Annotated in this window: 14 protein-coding genes and 5 tRNA genes; 1 reads left to right on the top strand and 18 read right to left on the bottom strand. The window is 55.7% G+C overall.

Annotation, left to right across the window (positions count from 1 at the left end; translation table 11 throughout):
* Nucleotides 1-3: 3 nt before the first annotated feature.
* The 15 genes from rpsL to KT71_RS04515 form a co-directional block, all read right to left on the bottom strand.
* Nucleotides 4-375 carry a 30S ribosomal protein S12 gene (gene rpsL, locus KT71_RS04585; RefSeq protein WP_008292624.1) on the bottom strand — a complete coding sequence of 124 codons (372 nt, stop codon included), beginning with the start codon at nucleotides 373-375 and terminating at the stop codon, nucleotides 4-6.
* A gap of 336 nt (nucleotides 376-711) precedes the next feature.
* Nucleotides 712-1,470, bottom strand: coding sequence for a hypothetical protein (locus KT71_RS04580; RefSeq protein ID WP_023659964.1), 759 nt, complete (start codon nucleotides 1,468-1,470; stop codon nucleotides 712-714).
* Nucleotides 1,471-1,660: 190 nt separating this feature from the next.
* Entirely contained in the window at nucleotides 1,661-5,884 is a 4,224-nt protein-coding gene (gene rpoC / locus KT71_RS04575; protein ID WP_008292626.1) for a DNA-directed RNA polymerase subunit beta', read from the bottom strand.
* Nucleotides 5,885-5,969: 85 nt separating this feature from the next.
* Nucleotides 5,970-10,043 (bottom strand): DNA-directed RNA polymerase subunit beta, encoded by a 4,074-nt coding sequence (gene rpoB, locus KT71_RS04570; RefSeq protein ID WP_008292627.1) that lies wholly within the window; start codon nucleotides 10,041-10,043, stop codon nucleotides 5,970-5,972.
* A 153-nt stretch (nucleotides 10,044-10,196) separates the two neighbouring features.
* Complete coding sequence (rplL, locus tag KT71_RS04565; RefSeq protein ID WP_008292628.1) at nucleotides 10,197-10,577, bottom strand: 50S ribosomal protein L7/L12; 381 nt, start codon at nucleotides 10,575-10,577, stop codon at nucleotides 10,197-10,199.
* A 63-nt stretch (nucleotides 10,578-10,640) separates the two neighbouring features.
* A complete protein-coding gene (gene rplJ / locus KT71_RS04560; RefSeq protein WP_008292629.1) occupies nucleotides 10,641-11,174 on the bottom strand; it encodes a 50S ribosomal protein L10 in 534 nt (177 codons plus the stop codon).
* 381 nt (nucleotides 11,175-11,555) lie between these two features.
* Nucleotides 11,556-12,251, bottom strand: a complete 696-nt coding sequence (gene rplA, locus KT71_RS04555) for a 50S ribosomal protein L1 (protein ID WP_008292631.1) — start codon at nucleotides 12,249-12,251, stop codon at nucleotides 11,556-11,558.
* On the bottom strand, nucleotides 12,251-12,685 hold the full coding sequence (gene rplK, locus KT71_RS04550) for a 50S ribosomal protein L11 (RefSeq protein WP_008292632.1): 435 nt from the start codon (nucleotides 12,683-12,685) through the stop codon (nucleotides 12,251-12,253). Before rplK ends, rplA begins: the two co-directional genes overlap by 1 nt.
* 166 nt (nucleotides 12,686-12,851) lie before the next feature.
* Nucleotides 12,852-13,385: a transcription termination/antitermination protein NusG gene (gene nusG / locus KT71_RS04545; RefSeq protein ID WP_008292633.1), complete on the bottom strand. Its 534-nt coding sequence runs from the start codon at nucleotides 13,383-13,385 to the stop codon at nucleotides 12,852-12,854.
* A gap of 20 nt (nucleotides 13,386-13,405) precedes the next feature.
* A complete protein-coding gene (gene secE / locus KT71_RS04540) occupies nucleotides 13,406-13,768 on the bottom strand; it encodes a preprotein translocase subunit SecE (protein ID WP_008292634.1) in 363 nt (120 codons plus the stop codon).
* A 55-nt stretch (nucleotides 13,769-13,823) separates the two neighbouring features.
* Nucleotides 13,824-13,899, bottom strand: a tRNA-Trp gene (locus KT71_RS04535).
* Nucleotides 13,900-14,216: 317 nt separating this feature from the next.
* Nucleotides 14,217-15,440: an elongation factor Tu gene (tuf, locus tag KT71_RS04530; protein WP_008292621.1), complete on the bottom strand. Its 1,224-nt coding sequence runs from the start codon at nucleotides 15,438-15,440 to the stop codon at nucleotides 14,217-14,219.
* A gap of 150 nt (nucleotides 15,441-15,590) precedes the next feature.
* A tRNA-Thr gene (locus KT71_RS04525) sits at nucleotides 15,591-15,666 on the bottom strand.
* A 171-nt stretch (nucleotides 15,667-15,837) separates the two neighbouring features.
* Nucleotides 15,838-15,911 (bottom strand) — tRNA-Gly (locus tag KT71_RS04520).
* Nucleotides 15,912-16,045: 134 nt separating this feature from the next.
* Nucleotides 16,046-16,129: transfer RNA gene (locus tag KT71_RS04515), tRNA-Tyr, on the bottom strand.
* 345 nt (nucleotides 16,130-16,474) lie between these two features.
* Between KT71_RS04515 and KT71_RS04510 the strand changes: the two genes are divergently transcribed.
* Complete coding sequence (locus tag KT71_RS04510; RefSeq protein ID WP_008292636.1) at nucleotides 16,475-17,650, top strand: integrase core domain-containing protein; 1,176 nt, start codon at nucleotides 16,475-16,477, stop codon at nucleotides 17,648-17,650.
* A gap of 63 nt (nucleotides 17,651-17,713) precedes the next feature.
* On the opposite strand, the gene KT71_RS04505 is transcribed toward KT71_RS04510, so the two are convergent.
* The 3 genes from KT71_RS04505 to KT71_RS04495 form a co-directional block, all read right to left on the bottom strand.
* Nucleotides 17,714-17,789, bottom strand: a tRNA-Thr gene (locus tag KT71_RS04505).
* A 161-nt stretch (nucleotides 17,790-17,950) separates the two neighbouring features.
* The gene (locus KT71_RS04500; protein ID WP_023659962.1) at nucleotides 17,951-18,844 is read right to left on the bottom strand and encodes a DJ-1/PfpI family protein; all 894 of its coding nucleotides are present in this window, start codon (nucleotides 18,842-18,844) and stop codon (nucleotides 17,951-17,953) included.
* 68 nt (nucleotides 18,845-18,912) lie between these two features.
* Entirely contained in the window at nucleotides 18,913-20,067 is a 1,155-nt protein-coding gene (locus KT71_RS04495; RefSeq protein ID WP_008292638.1) for a pyridoxal phosphate-dependent aminotransferase, read from the bottom strand.
* Nucleotides 20,068-20,187: the final 120 nt, after the last annotated feature.

Raw genomic sequence — 20,187 nt, 5'->3', positions numbered from 1 at the left:
TTCTTACTTAGGTCGCTTGGCGCCGTACTTGGAGCGGCCGTTCTTGCGATCGGCAACGCCGGAAGTATCGAGGCTGCCACGAACCGTGTGGTAGCGAACACCGGGGAGATCTTTAACTCGACCACCACGGATCAGTACAACACTGTGCTCCTGCAAGTTGTGACCCTCACCACCGATGTAGGAAGACACTTCATAGCCGTTGGTCAGGCGGACACGGCATACTTTACGCAGTGCAGAGTTAGGCTTCTTCGGTGTCGTCGTGTAAACACGGGTGCACACACCACGACGCTGAGGACAGCCCTGCAGAGCCGGAACGTCGCTCTTTTCGATCTTACGCTTGCGCGGCTTGCGCACGAGCTGGTTAATTGTTGCCATTAATACTGGACTCCAGTCTCACTAAAAAGAAGGCGGTGTTAGCTGTCGCTTTTGCAAAGCTGGCGGATAAAACTCCGATGGGCAGGGCAATAGCGGACGGGCAAAGAAAAACCGCCCTCCATAAAAAGGAGGCGGCATTCTATAGATGCGTTGTAGGGGAGTCAACAGAATTGCGCCTTCAAGAATGGTGGCAGCGAGGCCCCAGAGTCTCGGGTTGCCACCTGGGAGTGAAGCGCGCTCGTCAACGGTCGCACAGGCCGCAGTCGCGGTCCTGTGCGATTTATGACTCAGGCCAACTTAAAGTGACCTGGGACAGTCTGCAGAGGTCTACTCCCCCTACTCCCCCGCGTGCACGAGTCGGAAGGTGTAGAGATTAGGTGAGGCACACTCAACGACGTCATCCTGCGCGTCTGCCTGCACCTTCCAGCCCCCCTTGTTGAAGTAATTATCAAAGCCCGAGCCGAGCTGTGAGTAGGATGGCCACGCCTGCACATGGTAGTAGTCAAACTCGACGTCGCCAAAGCCCAGGGCTGGCAAAAACGCCCAGCTCACGGAGGTCTGCCCCATATCAGTCATGGCGGAGGCCATGGTGCGATGGGCTCCTATCGCGTCGCTGAGCCCTGCATCGTCATCCAGTTCACAACGGGAAAACCAGACCACACCACGCTCCCAGGGACCGTCGTCGTCCTCGCCCTGAATCGGCGTGACGGAAGCGAGAGAATAGTTACAGTCCATTACATCCTGGAACATGGCACCGACATCGTCGTCATCATTCATCCATGCGTCGTAGCCCGCGCCCATGCCCGCTCCGCTGGTCCAGCTTCCCACCCAGGCAAAATCCCAATCGGAAGCGTCCTCATGCCAGTTCGGTGACAATAGGTAATAGGTATAAGCGGTATCGTTCTTTTTCACCCACTTGGTAAAAGCATTGGTCAGCTTTTTGAGATCATCGTTGTCTTTGCCTTCTTTATAGGCGCAGGTCATCAACTCCGTGGGCGCAAACTGCATCTCCATGTGGTGATCAGCCTGTACCGGAAGCCCGATAAGAGAAAAAACCCCTGCACTTAAAGCCACACTGCCAAGTTTTATAGTCATATTTATAGCCTCGTTGTGGAACAACACACGGCAAGAGTGCCGCGCTGTATCTTCAGCGTAGACCACAAAGGGGGTAGGTCAATGACAATTCATACGAGACACAAAACGTAGGCATAAAAAAAGCGGCGCTGGATAAACAGTCGCCGCTTTCAGCGCCTCAGAAGAGGCCATGCAGTTTAAGTAGAGTGGATTACTCCGAGCTCTCTTCCTGCAATGCTTCCGTAAGGGCCGCTTCGATATCCTGAGCAGATACAGACATCTCGCTTTCTTCCTCGGACCGCTTCTTGCGCTCTTCATGATAGGTAAGACCCGTTCCCGCAGGAATGAGACGACCAACCACCACGTTTTCCTTCAGACCCCGGAGGTAATCCCGCTTACCGGTAACCGCAGCCTCGGTAAGGACACGGGTCGTCTCCTGGAAGGATGCCGCAGAGATGAAGCTTTCCGTAGCCAGAGACGCCTTGGTGATACCCAGGAGCTCACGCTCGCCGGTAGCGCATACCAGACCTTCGGCCTGGAGACGCTCGTTCTCCTCGAGGAAGGTTGTGTATTCGACCTGCTCACCCTTGATAAGCGACGAGTCTCCCGAGGAGGTGATAACCACCTTGCGCAGCATCTGACGAACAATCACTTCGATGTGCTTGTCGTTGATCTTCACACCCTGGAGTCGGTAGACCTCCTGAATCTCGTTGACAATGTACTTAGCCAACTCGGAGATACCTTTCAGACGCAGAATATCGTGGGGACTGAACGGTCCTTCGGAGATCATCTCGCCCTTCTCTACGGACTCACCCTCAAACACCGAGAGGTTTCGCCACTTGTGAATGAGCGCTTCGTAATGATCAGATCCGTCGGGCAAAGGCTTCCCATCGGTGGGCGTAATCACCAGACGACGCTTGCCTTTGGTTTCTTTACCAAAGGATACGGTACCGGAGATCTCTGCAAGGATCGCAGGCTCCTTGGGCTTCCGTGCTTCGAAGAGATCAGCAACCCGTGGCAAACCACCGGTGATATCGCGGGTCTTTGACCCTTCCTGGGGAATTCGCGCAAGAACATCACCCGCATCAACCGCCGAGCCATCCTCGTGACCCACCAGGGCCAGAGCCGGAAGGAAGTAGTGCGCAGGCACGTTGGTATCCGCAAGGCAAAGTTCTTCGCCTTTATCGTCTACCAGCGTGATCGCAGGACGCACATCCTTGCCCGCCGCGGGCCGTTCGCCGGTTTCCATCACTTCGATACTGGACAGACCGGTGAGATCGTCCGTCTGGCGACGAATAGTAATACCTTCGTCCATACCGCTGAACTTCACGGTACCGGCCACCTCGGTAATGATGGGGTGCGTGTGCGGATCCCAGGTTGCCACGATGTCGCCAGCGGTCACGGGGCTGTCGTCAGCCACCTTGATGATGGCACCGTAGGGCAGCTTGTAACGCTCACGCTCCCGGCCCACCTTATCCAGAATGGACAACTCACCCGAACGCGATACGGCGATCAGGGTGCCATCTTTACGACCAACGGTTTTCACATTGTGAAGGCGTACCACACCATCATTGATGATCTGGATATTGTCCTGAGCCGTGGCTCTCGACGCCGCACCACCAATGTGGAAGGTACGCATGGTGAGCTGTGTACCCGGCTCACCGATGGACTGGGCGGCAACAACACCAATGGCTTCACCCATATTGACGCGATGGCCCCGGGCGAGGTCACGGCCGTAGCAGGTAGAGCAGATACCGTGGCGCGTGTCACAGGTAATCGGCGAGCGCACTTCCAGCTCATCGATACCCATTTCCTCAAGACGGCGGATCCAAAGCTCATCGAGCATGGTACCGGCGGTGATGGCAATCTCATCTTCAGAACCGGGACGGAAGACGTCCTTCGCAACGATACGACCGAGGACTCGATCACCGAGGGTTTCGATGATGTCGCCACCGTCGATAACCGGCGTCATGAGAAGACCGTGATCAGTGCCACAGTCCACTTCCGTCACCACGAGGTCCTGGGCCACGTCCACAAGACGACGGGTCAGATAACCGGAGTTGGCTGTCTTAAGTGCCGTATCCGCAAGACCCTTTCGGGCACCGTGGGTGGAGATGAAGTACTGAAGTACGTTCAAACCTTCACGGAAGTTCGCGGTAATTGGCGTCTCGATAATTGAGCCGTCGGGCTTGGCCATGAGACCACGCATACCCGCCAACTGACGAATCTGCGCCGGGGAACCACGAGCACCGGAGTCCGCGTAGATGAATACGGAGTTGAAGGAGTCCTGATCTTCATCTTCGCCATCACGATTCTTGACCGTCTCTTTCGAGATACCCTTCATCATGGACTTGGATACCAGGTCATTGGCGCGGGACCAGATATCGATCACCTTGTTGTACTTCTCACCCTGGGTAACAAGACCAGCGGCGTACTGCTCCTCGATCTCCTTCACTTCAGCCTCAGCGCTCTCGATGAGCTCGGCCTTCTCTTTCGGAATTTCGAAGTCATTCACGCCGATAGACGAGCCGGAACGCGTGGAGTACTCGTAACCGGTGTACATCAGCTGGTCGGCAAAGATAACCGTCGCCTTGAGACCCACCGCGCGATAGCACTGGTTGATGATCTGGGAGATCGCACGCTTCGCCATGGGCTTGTTGACCATGTCGTAAGAGATGCCCTCGGGCACGATGTCCCAAAGGAGTGCGCGACCGACGGTCGTATCAACAACAGCGGTACGCTCCAGGCTTTCACCCTCATCAGTAATAGTGACTTCGTGGATACGCACTTTGACGCGAGCTTGCAGATGGGCTTCACCCGTTACATAGGCGCGATGCACTTCGTTGAAATCGGCAAACACACGACCTTCACCGCGGGCGTTAACGCGCTCACGCGTCATGTAATACAGACCCAATACGACGTCCTGGGAAGGAACGATAATCGGCTCACCGTTCGCAGGTGACAGGATGTTGTTCGTAGACATCATCAAGGCACGGGCTTCCAGTTGTGCTTCGATGGTCAGGGGCACGTGAACCGCCATCTGGTCGCCGTCAAAGTCGGCGTTGTAGGCAGCACAAACCAGCGGGTGCAGCTGAATCGCTTTACCTTCAATCAGCACGGGCTCGAAGGCCTGAATACCAAGACGGTGAAGGGTCGGAGCGCGGTTCAGCAGTACCGGGTGCTCACGAATCACTTCCGCGAGAATATCCCAGACTTCCGGCGGCTCGCGCTCGACCATCTTCTTGGCTGCCTTGATCGTCGTCGCAAGACCACGAGCTTCGAGCTTGCCGAAGATAAACGGCTTGAACAGCTCCAGGGCCATCTTCTTGGGAAGACCACACTGGTGCAGTCGCAGCGCCGGACCAACAACGATCACGGAACGACCGGAGTAATCCACACGCTTTCCGAGAAGGTTCTGACGGAATCGGCCCTGCTTACCTTTAATCATGTCCGCAAGAGACTTGAGCGGGCGCTTATTGGAACCGGTAATCGCACGACCGCGACGACCGTTATCCAGCAGTGCGTCTACAGACTCCTGCAGCATGCGCTTTTCGTTGCGCACGATGATGTCCGGCGCATTCAAATCCAGAAGACGCTTCAGACGGTTGTTACGGTTGATCACCCGACGATAAAGATCGTTCAGATCGGAAGTCGCGAAACGGCCACCGTCCAGGGGCACCAGGGGACGAAGATCCGGCGGCAGAACGGGCAGCGCATTCAGCACCATCCACTCCGGCTTGTTACCGGAGCTCGCAAACGCTTCCATGAGCTTAAGGCGTTTGGAGAGCTTCTTGATTTTGGTTTCGGAGTTCGTCTGAGGGATTTCTTCCCGCAGGGTCGCTACTTCTGCTTCAAGATCCAGCTGCTTCATAAGATCCTGAACAGCTTCCGCACCCATTTTTGCGGTGAACTCGTCGCCAAACTCTTCCATGGCTTCGTAGTACTGCTCGTCGGTGAGCAGCTGACCGTGCTCCAGCGTGGTCATGCCCGGATCGGTCACAACATATGACTCAAAGTACAGGACACGTTCGATATCACGCAGAGTCATATCCAGCAGAAGGCCGATACGTGACGGCAGGGACTTCAGGAACCAGATGTGCGCAACGGGGCTGGCCAGTTCAACGTGCCCCATGCGCTCACGACGCACCTTGGCCAGAGCGACTTCAACACCGCACTTCTCACAAATGACACCACGATGCTTGAGGCGCTTGTACTTGCCGCACAGGCACTCGTAATCTTTTACCGGCCCAAAAATCTTGGCGCAGAACAAGCCATCCCGCTCGGGCTTGAACGTACGATAGTTAATTGTTTCGGGCTTTTTCACTTCCCCGAAGGACCAGGAGCGGACCATTTCCGGTGACGCCAGGCCGATGCGAATCGCATCGAACTCATCTGACTGTCCCTGGGACTTCAGTAGGTTAAGTAAGTCTTTCAAGGCATTTCCTCCACGAGGTTTGCTTGCCGTGTCGGCCGTCCCGAGGACGACCGACTACCGATTCCTAAATATGTACTCTTTTTTCTTACTCGCTTTCCAACTCGATATCGATACCGAGGGAGCGAATCTCCTTCACGAGCACATTGAAGGACTCGGGCATACCCGGCTCCATGCGATGGTCACCATCGACAATGTTCTTGTACATTTTGGTTCTACCCGCCACGTCATCCGACTTGACCGTCAGCATTTCCTGCAGGGTGTAGGCGGCGCCGTAGGCTTCCAGAGCCCAGACCTCCATCTCCCCGAAGCGCTGACCACCAAACTGTGCTTTGCCACCCAGCGGCTGCTGCGTAACAAGGCTGTAGGATCCGGTGGAACGGGCGTGCATCTTGTCATCCACCAGGTGGTTGAGCTTGAGCATGTACATGTAACCCACGGTCACGGGACGATCAAAGGCATCCCCGGAGCGTCCATCATAGAGCGTAACCTGACCGCTGCGATCCAGCCCGGCCAGCTCCAGGAGGGCCTTGATAGACTCTTCGGCAGCGCCATCAAAGGCCGGCGTCGCCATGGGCACACCGGCTCTCAGATTTTTCGCCAGATCCATGACTTCATTGTCTTTCAGACCTTTAATGTCGGCAGCCCGGCCAGCACCGTTGTTATAGATGCTCTCGAGGAACTTGCGGATGTCAGCGGTTTTGCGCTGCTCCTCAAGCATCTCGTTGATCTTGTCTCCAAGACCGCGAGCCGCCATACCCAGGTGAGTCTCCAGAATCTGTCCGACGTTCATGCGCGAGGGAACACCCAGAGGGTTGAGCACGATGTCCACGGGCTCACCGTTTTCATCGTAGGGCATATCCTCCACCGGCATGATCACGGAGATCACACCCTTGTTACCGTGACGGCCGGCCATCTTGTCACCCGGCTGAATACGACGCTTCACGGCGAGGTAAACCTTGACGATCTTCAGGACGCCCGGCGCCAGATCATCACCGCTCTGGAGCTTGTTCTTCTTGTCTTCAAAACGCTCCTCGAGATGCTTGTTCTGCTCCTCAAGCTGGTTTTGCGCGGAAGCCAGGGCTTCGTTGAGCTCCGGGTTATCAAGCTTGAGCTTGAACCACTGCTCACGATCGAGACCTTCGAGCACTTCAGCGGTCAGCTTGGTGCCCTTGGACAGACCACCACCGCTGACGGTTTTCGCACCACTGATGAGATTGCCCAGCCATGAGAAGGTCGCCTCCTCATAAATACGAAACTCTTCCTTGAGATCCTTTCGATACTCATCGAGCTGCGTCTTTTCGATGTGCTTGGCCCGGGCGTCCTTCTCGAGGCCGTCGCGGGTAAAGACCTGAACGTCAATGACCGTACCCTTGGTGCTGGAGGGCACACGCAGGGAGGTGTCTTTCACATCCGATGCCTTCTCGCCGAAGATCGCGCGGAGGAGCTTCTCTTCCGGGGTAAGCTGTGTCTCGCCCTTGGGGGTCACCTTACCAACAAGAATGTCACCGGCGTCCACTTCCGCACCGATGTAAACGATGCCGGACTCATCCAGATTTGACAGCGCACCTTCACCGACATTGGGGATATCACCGGAGATCTCTTCGGAGCCCAGCTTGGTATCCCGTGCAATACAGGTCAGTTCCTGGATGTGGATCGTCGTGAAACGGTCCTCCTTCACAACCCGCTCGGAGACGAGAATCGAATCCTCGAAGTTGTAACCATTCCAGGGCATGAACGCGATGCGCATGTTCTGCCCCAGCGCCAGCTCACCCAGGTCGATGGACGGTCCATCGGCAAGGATATCGCCGCGTGCCACGGTATCGCCGCGACTCACGATGGGACGCTGGTTGATACAGGTGTTCTGGTTCGAACGGGTGTATTTGGTCAGGTTGTAGATGTCGACGGGCGCCTCACCGGCCCCCACCTCTGAATCGTCCACTCGCACCACGATGCGGCTCGCATCAACAGAATCGATGAATCCGGGACGCTTCGCGACGACACACACACCCGAGTCTGCGGCAACAAAACGCTCCATGCCGGTACCGACAAGGGGCTTCTCACTGCGCAGGGTAGGCACTGCCTGACGCTGCATGTTCGAGCCCATGAGGGCGCGGTTGGCGTCATCGTGCTCAAGGAACGGAATCAGCGCTGCCGCTACCGATACGATCTGCTGGGGAGACACATCCATGTAGTCGATGCGCTCAGGATCCATGACCGTAAATTCGTTCAGGTGACGAACGGCAATCAGATCGTCAACAAAACGATTCTTGCTGTCGAGTTCCGCAGAGGCCTGGGCAATCACGTGCTCGGCTTCGTTGATGGCCGACAAATACTCAATCTCGTCGGTAACAACGCCGTCGATCACTTTTCGATAGGGACTCTCAAGGAATCCATACTCGTTAGTGCGGGCATAGACCGCAAGAGAATTAATCAGACCGATGTTGGGTCCTTCCGGTGTTTCAATCGGGCATACACGGCCGTAGTGCGTCGGGTGTACATCGCGCACTTCAAAACCTGCTCGCTCACGGGTCAGACCACCGGGTCCAAGCGCAGAAACACGGCGCTTGTGCGTCACTTCGGACAGAGGGTTGTTCTGATCCATGAACTGGGACAACTGGCTTGAGCCAAAGAACTCTTTCACCGCTGCCGATACGGGCTTGGCGTTGATGAGATCCTGGGGCATCAGGCCTTCGCTTTCTGCCATGGACAGACGCTCTTTAACTGCGCGCTCTACCCGGACCAGACCGACGCGGAACTGGTTCTCAGCCATTTCGCCGACGCTTCGAATACGGCGGTTACCCAGGTGATCGATATCATCAACCATGCCTTTACCGTTGCGGATGCCCACCAGGGTCTGGAGCACGTCAACGATATCCTCACGGGAAAGCGTACCTTCACCGACAATCTCTTCGCGACCGAGACGACGGTTGAACTTCATACGACCCACGCCAGACAAGTCATAGCGATCAGGGGAGAAGAACAGATTCTGGAACAGGTTCTCGGCAGACTCCTTGGTCGGCGGCTCGCCGGGACGCATCATGCGATAGATCTCAACCAGCGCCTCGAGTTCGTTGCGCGTGGAATCCTGACGCAGGGTGTGAGAAATGAAGGGCCCGCAATCCAGCTCGTTGGTGTACAGGGTTTCGATAGCCGTGATCTTGGCTTCCGCAAGCTGCGAAAGCACTTCTTCATTCACTTCGGTGTTGCATTCAAACAGAACTTCGCCGCTCTTTTCATCGACTATGTTCTTCGCCAGGGCGCGTCCATGGAGATACTCCGGGGGTACGGGCAATTCCGTAGCGCCGGCTTTCTCAAGCTCGCGAATGTGACGGGCAGTGATGCGACGACCCTGCTCAACAATCACTTTCTTGCCGATCATGATGTCAAAGGCAGCAACATCCCCACGGAGACGCTCGGGGATAAGCTCCATGTTGTAGCCGCCGTCAGCATCGACGGTGAACACGTTGAAGTCGTAGAACATGGACAGAATTTCTTCTGACTCATAACCCAGGGCGCGCAGGAGGATAGTCGCGGGCAGCTTGCGGCGACGATCGATTCGCGCAAACACCATGTCCTTGGGATCAAACTCAAAATCCAACCAGGAACCGCGGTAGGGAATGATCCGCGCAGAGTACAGAAGCTTGCCCGATGAATGGGTTTTGCCCTTGTCGTGATCAAAGAACACACCGGGGGAGCGATGCAGCTGGGAAACAATTACCCGCTCGGTACCGTTGATGACGAAGGTACCGTTGTCTGTCATGAGCGGAATCTCGCCCATGTAGACTTCCTGCTCTTTGATGTCCTTGATGGTCTTGTTGGAGCTTTCCTTATCGTAGATGATCAGCCGCACCTTGACCCGCAGGGAGCAGGAATAGGTGACGCCACGGAGCTGGCACTCGCTCACATCGAATACGGGGGTACCGAGACGGTAATCCACATATTCGAGTGCCGCATTGCCGCTGTAGCTGACAATCGGGAACACGGACTTAAAGGCGGCATGTAAGCCGTAGTCCAAACGCTCTTCCAGGGATACGCCCTGCTGCGTGAACTTGCGATACGAATCAAGCTGAATCGCCAGCAGGTAGGGCACATCCATGACCGTCGGCATCGTGCCGAAATCCTTGCGGATGCGTTTTTTCTCAGTGTACGAGTAAGGCATCTATACTCCCCAGCGTTAAAAGCCAAGCAACGTTGGCCAAAAAAATTCGTTCTCCGCTAGCGCTGAATTAACAACGACCAGAGCGGGAAAAGGCCGGTGGGCAAAGACCCACCAGCCTTTCGGTGCCCGGGCGTACCCGAGCAGACTTCAAGATTACTTAAGCTCCGCGGAGCCACCAGCTTCTTCAAGCTGCTTCTTGATGTCTTCTGCTTCTTCTTTGGAAGCGCCTTCCTTGATTGCAGAAGGAGCGCCGTCCACCAGACCTTTGGCTTCTTTCAAGCCAAGACCGGTTACTGCACGAACAACCTTGATGACGTTCACTTTCTTCTCGCCCGCGGCGGTCAGCATCACGTCAAACTCAGTCTGCTCTTCGGCTGCGCCGCCGGCGTCACCACCAGCTGCTGCCGGAGCTGCTGCTACTGCAGCCGCTGCGGTTACACCGAACTTCTCTTCCATTGCATCGATGAGCTCGACTACTTCCATTACGCTCATCTCGGCGATTGCCGTAAGAATGTCGTCTTTTGACATACCCATGAGGTCTATCTCCTAATCTTCTGCTATTGCTAGCGGATTCTGGCTGAATGCAAAAAGGGGTTTTTAGGCCGCTTCCTGCTCTTTCTGATCGCGTACTGCTGCCAGCGTGCGAACCAACTTTCCAGGTACTTCGTTCATCGTCTGAGCCAGCTTCGTCACCGGCGCTTTCATCACACTCATCAACATCGAGAGTGCCTGATCGCGCGTTGGCAACTTCGCCAGCACATCCAACTGATCCGCACCCAGCATCTGGCCGCTCACCGCCAATGCTTTCACTTCAAAGGCATCGTTATCTTTCGCGAAGTCCTTGAAGAGTCTCGCTGCAGCGCCCGGATCTTCCATAGAAAATCCGAACAGTGAAGGACCGACGAGGGCGTCATTGACGCACTCGTAATCGGTTCCTTCCAGAGCCCGTTTGGCCAAGGTGTTGCGCACTACACGCACAGTTACCTGACTTTCACGAGCTTCCTTGCGCAGCGCCGTCATCCCGCCTACCGACACACCACGTGCATCAGCAATAACGAGAGACATAGCACTGGTGGCAGTCTCATTGACTTCAGCTACGATCGCTTTCTTGTCCTCGAGTCCAATTGCCACTGGTTATACTCCTGGATTACTTACTCAGGCACCGAAGGCAGCGTGCAAAGCACGTTGCGCGACGACACCACTCATGTGGTGAATCTTCTCACCATCTGCGCAGGCTCAACCTCTTGGCTGGATTAAGAGCGACACACTGCCCCGAGAGGTCAATAGTCTGTCGCGCACCTACGGTCTTTGATGGTCATCAGCGCCTGGCAAATCCCGCACACTTTCGCGTGCTGACAGCCTTTTGCAGAGACCTCATCAAAGGACGACATCGACCGGGTTTCGGCTATTGTCATCGTTGACCACACCTCCCTGTGCGGCCCCGGCAACGACGCTCTTGTGAAGCCCCGCTGCCTTGTCTTACCAATCGTTCTGTGGGATCAAACGGTGGCGTTAAGCCTCCAGAGACGTTTGATCCAGGGTAACGCCGGGACCCATGGTGGTGGACAGCGTTACCTTCCTCATATAAACGCCCTTGGACGCAGCGGGTTTGCCCTTACGGAGATCCGCGAGCACCGCTTCGAGGTTGCCACGAATCGCATCCGCTTCGAAGCTGATCTTGCCAATGCCACCGTGAACAATGCCGTTCTTGTCCGTGCGGTACCGCATCTGGCCCGCCTTGGCGTTCTTTACAGCAGTTTCTACGTCGGGAGTTACCGTTCCGGTTTTCGGGTTCGGCATCAGACCACGCGGACCCAGCACCTGACCCAGCTGACCAACGACGCGCATGGCGTCGGGAGAAGCAACAACTACGTCAAAATCCATCATGCCGCCCTTGATTTGCTCAGCAAGGTCATCCATGCCGACAAGATCAGCGCCAGCGGCAGTCGCTTTCTCGGCCGCGTCACCCTGGGCAAACACGGCAACACGCACATCGCTACCCGTGCCGTGAGGCAAAGTAGTAGCGCCGCGAACCGCCTGGTCAGATTTACGGGCATCGATGCCGAGCTTCACGGCGACCTCTACGGTCTCGTTAAACTTTACCGTTGACACTTCCTTGAGCAGGCTCACCGCCTCGTCAAGAGAATAAGCGCGTGTGGGGTCGATTTTTTCGCGAGCATTTTTAACCCGCTTGCTGAGCTTAGCCATTACTTAACCCCCTCAACGTCAATACCGGCAGAGCGAGCACTGCCAGCGATGGTACGTACTGCAGCATCCATGTCCGCAGCCGTCAGATCAGGCCATTTCTGCTCCGCAACTTCTTCAAGCTGCGCGCGATTCACTTTTGCCACCTTCTTGGTGTTCGGCTCACCGGATCCCTTGGCGATACCGGCAACCTTGCGCAGCAGTACCGATGCGGGCGGAGTCTTCTTGATGAAGGTAAAGGAGCGGTCACTGTAAACGGTGATCACTACAGGAATGGGAAGACCGGGCTCCGTACCCTGCGTTTCCGCATTGAAGGCCTTACAGAATTCCATGATGTTGACGCCGTGCTGACCCAGCGCCGGGCCCACGGGAGGACTCGGGTTTGCCTGACCGGCAGGCACCTGAAGCTTGATGTAGGCTTCGACTTTCTTTGCCATGATTACATTCTCCTGGGTTCAAACGGTTGAGCCGCAAATTCTCTCGGGACACTGCCCCGAGAACTCTGCGCTACAACCTCCCCAATCTGGACGGGTTACCGTCCGCCTCTATTTGCTGCGCCGGCCCGAAAGTCCAAAAGACCCCCTTCGCCGCCGCAACCCTTGATCAGGCCTTTTCGACCTGACCGAATTCCAGCTCTACCGGCGTTGAACGCCCGAAGATCAGTACCGCAACGTTCAAGCGGCTCTTTTCGTAATTCACTTCTTCAACAACACCATTAAAGTCGTTGAAAGGACCGTCGATAACGCGAACCATTTCACCAGGCTCAAACATCGTCTTGGGCCGCGGTGCTTCGGTGCCCTCTTCGATGCGACTCAGGATGGCCTGGGCCTCCGCGTCGGTGATGGGCGCAGGCGCATCCGCCTTGCCACCAATGAAGCCCAATACCCGGGGCGTCTCTTTCACCAGGTGCCAGGTATCGTCGCCCAGCTCCATTTGCACCAGGACATAGCCCGGGAAAAACTTGCGCTCACTGCGGCGCTTCTGACCAGCCCGCATCTCAACGACTTCCTCTGTGGGCACCAGCACATCGCCGAAGCGATCGCCCATACCGTGCAGCTCGATTCGCTCCTGAAGAGCGGTCGCTACTTTTTTCTCGTAGCCCGAGTAGGCGTGCACAACATACCAACGCATTGCCATTCTCTTTCTCCGATCCAACCCTAGCCAATGACTAGCGAAACAAGCCAACCCAGGAACGAATCCAGTCCCCAGAGAATCAACGCCACCACCAAAACAAAGGCCACAACAATCATTGTGGTCTGCACTGTTTCCTGTCGCGTGGGCCAGACAACCTTACGGATCTCCGTGCGCGAACCCTTTACCAGGGACCAGAAAGACGCGCCCTTCGCGGTCTGCAGCGCTACAAAACCAGCGGCTGCCGCGAGCGCCACGATACCGAGCACGCGATACAACAACGATTCGTTTGCGAAATAGCTATTGCCCACAACGGCCACGGCGACCAAGGCGGCAACAACCAGCCATTTCATGCCGTCAAAACGGCTTACGGGTGCTTCTGCACTCATTCAACTACCTTCATAAAGCTCAGGAGCTCTCGCTCCGAACTATATCCTGCCGATATGGCAGGCCAGGAGGGAATCGAACCCCCAACCTGCGGTTTTGGAGACCGCTGCTCTGCCAATTGAGCTACTGGCCTGGAACCTGTTATGTCGTCGTCCACAGACTCTTTCGTCTTCAGACGACGAAGCCGAACCGTCAAACAACGGTCCGGCTTGGTCGTTACAGCATCTTGAGCCGCAGCGGATCACACAATTTATCCAGTGAGATCCGCGATTCTCGCCGGTATTACTACGCTCGCTGCTAGCGCTCTGACACTCGCTTCGCAACACCACCGAGATTCGCTAGTCCTGCCGAGGGCAGTGCCGCCGTGTCCGTTTCGTAGCAATCAGGAGCGCAAAGCGCGACGCGAAGAAACGGATGCGGCGGCGCTGACCGCAACAAGACTAGTCAGCGTTACTCGATGATCTTAGCGACAACGCCAGCGCCTACGGTTCGACCACCCTCACGGATAGCAAAACGCAGACCTTCTTCCATCGCAATCGGTGCAATCAGGGTCACAACCATCTGTACGTTGTCACCCGGCATCACCATCTCAACGCCGTCAGGAAGCTCACATGCGCCGGTTACGTCCGTCGTACGGAAGTAAAACTGCGGACGGTAGCCCTTGAAGAACGGCGTGTGACGACCACCCTCATCCTTGGACAGAACATAAACCTCAGACTCAAACTTCGTGTGAGGATTCACGCTGCCGGGCTTGGACAGAACCTGACCACGCTCAACTTCTTCGCGCTTCGTACCACGCAGGAGAACACCTACGTTCTCACCCGCACGACCTTCGTCAAGGAGCTTGCGGAACATCTCAACACCGGTGCAAGTCGTCTTCGCCGTGTCCTTGATGCCGACAATCTCAATCTCGTCGCCAACAGTCACGATACCGCGCTCAACTCGACCAGTAACAACCGTGCCACGACCGGAGATAGAGAACACGTCCTCTACAGGCATCAGGAAAGGCTGGTCAATGGCACGCTCGGGCTCAGGGATGTAAGAATCCAGCGTCTCAACCAGGGTCTTAACAGCCGTGGTGCCCAGTTCGTTGTCGTCTTCGCCGTTCAGAGCCATCAGCGCTGAACCACAGATGATCGGTGTGTCGTCACCGGGGAACTCGTACTGGTCAAGAAGCTCACGAAGCTCCATCTCTACCAGTTCTTTCATCTCTTCGTACTCTTCGGAGTCCGCACCGCCACAGTCTTCAGCCAGCAGATCCGCCTTGTTCAGGAAAACCACGATGTAAGGTACGCCTACCTGGCGAGACAGGAGGATGTGCTCGCGGGTCTGGGGCATAGGGCCGTCCGTCGCGCCACATACCAGGATAGCGCCGTCCATCTGCGCCGCACCGGTGATCATGTTCTTCACATAATCCGCGTGCCCGGGGCAGTCAACGTGCGCGTAGTGGCGTGAATCCGACTCGTACTCAACGTGTGAAGTCGCAATCGTAATGCCGCGCTCTTTCTCTTCCGGTGCGTTATCAATACCGTCAAACGCTACGAGATCGCCGCCCCATACTTCTGAGCAAACCCGTGTAAGCGCCGCCGTCAGCGTCGTCTTACCGTGGTCAACGTGTCCAATCGTTCCCACGTTAACGTGGGGCTTATCGCGCTCAAATGCTGCTTTTGCCATTACAACTACTCTCCTTGCACCGGTGGCGATTACCCGCCACACATCATCTTTGATTCTTTTAAAGCGTTACGCGCAAATCGCGTCCACCACACACAACCCTAACTACCAACTGCTACCGCTTACCAACCGCTTTCATAGCAGCCAAAGCAATGGAGCTCATAACCGGACTTGAACCGGTGACCTCTTCCTTACCAAGGAAGTGCTCTACCGACTGAGCTATATGAGCCTGTAGACTGCTTCTTCACTGCGTCGACGCCCAAACTCGAAGCGCCTACCGGCAAATGCCGGAATTACCTACTACTTTTTTACTGCTTCAAACCGACGACCCTATCTCGGCACGCAAGCTGCGTCAGCCACCATCAGGCTCCAGACCCTGACCACAAAATCGAGTCGTTGCTGGAGCGGGTAGCGGGAATCGAACCCGCATCATCAGCTTGGAAGGCTGAGGTTCTACCTTTGAACTATACCCGCGGCACCAACCCTGCCTCATCAGCACAAGCCGCAGAGCGCCTAGCACGGCCACCTATCCTGTGGTCGCGAGACGCTCTGTTACACCGGCCTGACTGCAATACCGACGCTTAATTTACTTTCTTTTCAAAAACTTATGGTGGAGGGAGGTGGATTCGAACCACCGAAGCTCGCGCGTCAGATTTACAGTCTGATCCCTTTGGCCACTCGGGAACCCCTCCGAAAGGCGGCACATTGTCCAGATGAGCCCAGACAATGTCAACAGATTTCTAGGGGTGAAGGCCCGGGCGAGCAGCAAAAGCGCGCAGACTTCACCAGTGGGGTGACTTTCACAAAAGAAAGGGCCGATCCGAAGCTTCTTCAGGAGCGCCAAGACATAGTTTCGCCAAGCGATTTTTGTCGTCAGCCTGCCGTGGTCATACGCAGATAAAGAAACGAGGATTTGCTCAAGCCTGTGGAGATAGGACCGGGACCGGTACGGACCCTGATGAGTATATCGGCACATAGGTTCCACTTTATTCCGGGCACATAGGTTACACATTGAGGCATTTGAGGGAGATCCCCGGATGCCTTGGAAGGAGTGTAACCAAATGGATGAACGTCTCAGATTTGTTGCGCGTAGGCTTGATGGCGAGAAGATGAGCGAGTTGTGTCGTGAATTCGGCATCTCCCGAAAGACCGGCTACAAAATCTTCAATCGCTACAAAGAGTTCGGTATCCGAGGACTCGAAGACCGCGCAAAAAGCCCCTACCGGCACCCCAACAAAACGCCGTTCCAGATCGAGAAGGCCATCTTGGCCATCAAGCGCGAGCACACAACCTGGGGTGCACCTAAAATTCGGGACAAGCTCATCAAGCAAATTCCGATGGTCAAGCCGCCTGCTCCCAGTACCATTCATGCGATTCTGGATCGGCATGGACTGGTCAAGAGACGTAAGCGCCGACGCTACAAAGCAAAGGGGACAGAACTCAGTGAAGCGCTCACGCCAAACGCGCTCTGGTGCGCTGACTACAAAGGCCAATTTTTACTGGGCAACAAAAAATATTGTTACCCGCTGACCATTACCGACCAGCGCTCACGATATTTATTGGCCTGCGAAGGTCTTGAGTCCACTAAAGAGAGGGGTGCATTTCCCGTTTTTGAGCGCACTTTCAAGGAGTTTGGTCTGCCCGCAGCCATGCGTACTGACAATGGCGTCCCCTTCGCCTCAGCCCACGCACTGTTTGGTCTGAGCAAACTCTCGGTATGGTGGCTGCGCTTGGGTATTCGTATCGAGCGGATCAAGCCCGGCAATCCGCAGCAGAATGGCCGCCATGAACGCATGCATCTCACTCTAAAGAAGGAGGCCACCAAACCAGCTTCCTTCAACTTCCTACAGCAGCAGGGTCGTTTTGACGACTTCATCGAGGGTTACAACCAGGACCGCCCGCAGCAGGCACTTAACGGCCTGTATCCCGCCGAGCTGTACACACCCTCACCCCGCGAGTACTTCCATCCAGAGCCACTGGAATACCCGTTCAGTGACCGAACAATACAAGTCACTCAGTGTGGCAGGATCTGCATAGGCCGACGCAAGATTAACTTCAGCACGGTCTTCGCGGGCCAGTATGTAGGGATTAGAGAGATTGCTGACGAAATTTGGCTTGTCAGCTTTATGGACTATGACTTAGGATTTTTTGACCAGACCGAGAATCGCGTGGAGCCTGTGGGCCAAAACCCCTTCGCTCCGCTAACCAGGTGAAAGTGGCACCTATGTCCTCGGAATAAACTGTTACCTATGTGCCAAGCAAGCACCTGATAAATATGGAGCTGGCGAGAGGAATCGAACCCCCGACCGGCTGATTACAAATCAGCTGCTCTACCTACTGAGCTACGCCAGCCAACACGCGAGGTGCGCGAGTGTAATCAAGCAATCGACCGCTTTCAATCACTCACCGCAAAAAAGCGTCACAAAAGTCCTTTTCATAGCCAGCTCTTAACAGGCAACACAACCCCTCGGTATTCAATACGGCGTCTACTCCAAATAGAAAATAGCGAAAAGCTAGACAGCGAGCGCAGCGGCAGCGGCTGCAACTTGCTGACCACGTTGATCCAAAGAACCCCGAGCCGCTTCGCCGTAGCGCTCTACGATGCCCTTTGCGGTATTACCGGGCACACCTCCCGTGAATGGGGGCGCAGGATCGTACTCAAGCGCGAGCATCGTCAAAGCGGCGACATCTCGCCCTAGGACTTCATCCAGCACAGTGAAGGCAAAATCTACCCCGGCGGTTACCCCACCGCCCGTAATCAAGCGCCCATCCACCACCACTCGCTCTTTTACTGGAATGGCGCCGAAACTTTCCAAAAAGTGGTGGGAGGCCCAGTGCGTTGTCGCATGCTTACCCCGGAGCAAGCCCGCTGCACCGAGAATAAGCGACCCCGTACACACTGACGTGACATAGATCGCGCTGGCAGCAGTCTCGCGCACAAAGTTTAAAGTCGCGGTATCCGTCAGCAGCGGGTTCACACCGCCACCGCCCGGCACGCAAAGAATGTCTGCCTGCGGGGCGGATTCATAATCATAATCGGGCATGATTTTCAGACCTGAGCCCGAAGTTACCAGGCGTCGCTCAGGCGCTACGGTAAACACCGTCCAACCCGCCTTGGCGAAAACCTCAATGGGGGCAGTTGCATCAAGCTGCGTTATGCGGTCAAACACCATCACCGCGACCGACATTCCCTTACCCTCACCAGGGTCAACTCTCTGTGGACCCGGCTTGGATGAAGACGCACCGTTAGCTACACCGCCCATTGCCGCGGCAACACCCAGAGCAGCACCAGCGCCCAAAAACATCCGACGCGTAGAAGATGAGGCAGAGGCTAAGCCCGAGCTCCCGTCGCCGCCAGAAATCCCATCGCCCGCACGCAGAGCCTGAGGATTACCATCATCGTGCATATCAGAATCCTTTCAAGACACTATCGTGGTCACCCTCGCTCGGGAGGTCAAGCCCTACCCAGCGGCCCTTAACTTAGCCTCGAGAGCACCTTCGGCAAAGCGTCTACATACATCTGGACATGCTCCAAACGACCCATGCTCACACGCGACCAATTCGTGTAGTCGCGATAGATACCCCGAATAAGCACATTCTCCTTTGCCATCTCCTCGCGGAAGGTCTGAGCGTTGATCGAACCCAGATCCACAAAAATAAAGTTGGTCTGCGAAGGCAGCCCGGACAGGCCATTCTCTTTCAGAGCCGCGTACACCATTTCACGACCCTCTCGGATCTTAGCCCGCGAAGCATCCATAAAGACCTGGTCCTCATAGCTCGCCACCGCAGCAGCCAAGCCTGCCTGATTTAGGCCATACCATCCAATACCATAGCGGCTCATCGCCTCGATCTTTTCCGGTGCTGCGATGATGTAGCCGACGCGCATACCAGCAAGGCCATAGATCTTGGAGAACGTTCTCGCCACGATTACGTCGTAGCCTTCTTTGACAAGAGGAACCATCGTGTTCTCTTGAGGCATATCCGTAAGCTCGTTATAAGCTTCATCAACAAGCACCGTCGCCTTCGCAGACGCTTTTTTACAAAAGGCCCGCAACGCAACGGGGTCCATCAGCAGACCGGTTGGGTTGTTGGGATTAACCACTTGCACCATGGCTATCGAGTCATCGATTGACTCGTACATTGTCTGCAAATCTATCTCAAGCCCCGGCGTTTTGGGTAAGCGCGTAATCTCCGCGATACCCTGCTTCTCCACACTTTTGGATGTTGTGTCCCAGAAAAGGTCCGGCCCCAGGATGTTGCCGCTCTGGCCTGCCGACACCGCGCAGGCCACCAAAGCACCGCTGGAACCCGAGCTAAGTGCAACGTACTCGGGGTCAACACCGTGTCGCTCAGCAATCATGGCTTGCAAGGCTCGAGCTGACTCGTTTACGTAATAAGCGCCGCTAGCACTCGCCTCCTGAATAGCAGCGAGGGCAGCCTCGCTCGGGCCGTAGGGATTCTCATTGGCATTCAATTTAGCAATTCCAGCGGCGGGCCCATATGCCGGTTTGAGCCGCGTGATCTTCGGAGAGCTCTCCGCTATCGCTACACCTTGCTTGCTCGCGGTAACAACGGCTAAGGCGCCTGCTGCACCGAATAGAAATTTTCTGCGATTGAAATCTGCTGTCATTATGATCACCCTTTTGCTGTTAAATACCGCTGCTATTTTTCTCCACAAACATTAGCCGTGGAAATTAAGTCTTCGATCTAAAGAACTGTTAGCCGTCCTGGTGCCCCTGCGAGGTACCTC

It is taken from the genome of Congregibacter litoralis KT71 (genome assembly GCF_000153125.2).
GTDB classification, from domain to species: Bacteria; Pseudomonadota; Gammaproteobacteria; order Pseudomonadales; family Halieaceae; genus Congregibacter; species Congregibacter litoralis.
Note: the sequence above shows the minus strand (reverse complement) of the source record. Positions and strands in the feature narration are given on the sequence as shown.

What these genes read in the sequence shown, in the direction of transcription:
- rpsL (WP_008292624.1), bottom strand. Translation starts at nt 375, where the DNA reads ATGGCAACAATTAACCAGCTCGTGCGCAAGCCGCGCAAGCGTAAGATC.
- KT71_RS04580 (WP_023659964.1), bottom strand. Translation starts at nt 1,470, where the DNA reads ATGACTATAAAACTTGGCAGTGTGGCTTTAAGTGCAGGGGTTTTTTCT.
- rpoB (WP_008292627.1), bottom strand. Translation starts at nt 10,043, where the DNA reads ATGCCTTACTCGTACACTGAGAAAAAACGCATCCGCAAGGATTTCGGC.
- rplL (WP_008292628.1), bottom strand. Translation starts at nt 10,577, where the DNA reads ATGGGTATGTCAAAAGACGACATTCTTACGGCAATCGCCGAGATGAGC.
- rplA (WP_008292631.1), bottom strand. Translation starts at nt 12,251, where the DNA reads ATGGCTAAGCTCAGCAAGCGGGTTAAAAATGCTCGCGAAAAAATCGAC.
- rplK (WP_008292632.1), bottom strand. Translation starts at nt 12,685, where the DNA reads ATGGCAAAGAAAGTCGAAGCCTACATCAAGCTTCAGGTGCCTGCCGGT.
- nusG (WP_008292633.1), bottom strand. Translation starts at nt 13,385, where the DNA reads ATGGCAATGCGTTGGTATGTTGTGCACGCCTACTCGGGCTACGAGAAA.
- secE (WP_008292634.1), bottom strand. Translation starts at nt 13,768, where the DNA reads ATGAGTGCAGAAGCACCCGTAAGCCGTTTTGACGGCATGAAATGGCTG.
- tuf (WP_008292621.1), bottom strand. Translation starts at nt 15,440, where the DNA reads ATGGCAAAAGCAGCATTTGAGCGCGATAAGCCCCACGTTAACGTGGGA.
- KT71_RS04510 (WP_008292636.1), top strand. Translation starts at nt 16,475, where the DNA reads ATGCCTTGGAAGGAGTGTAACCAAATGGATGAACGTCTCAGATTTGTT.
- KT71_RS04500 (WP_023659962.1), bottom strand. Translation starts at nt 18,844, where the DNA reads ATGCACGATGATGGTAATCCTCAGGCTCTGCGTGCGGGCGATGGGATT.
- KT71_RS04495 (WP_008292638.1), bottom strand. Translation starts at nt 20,067, where the DNA reads ATGACAGCAGATTTCAATCGCAGAAAATTTCTATTCGGTGCAGCAGGC.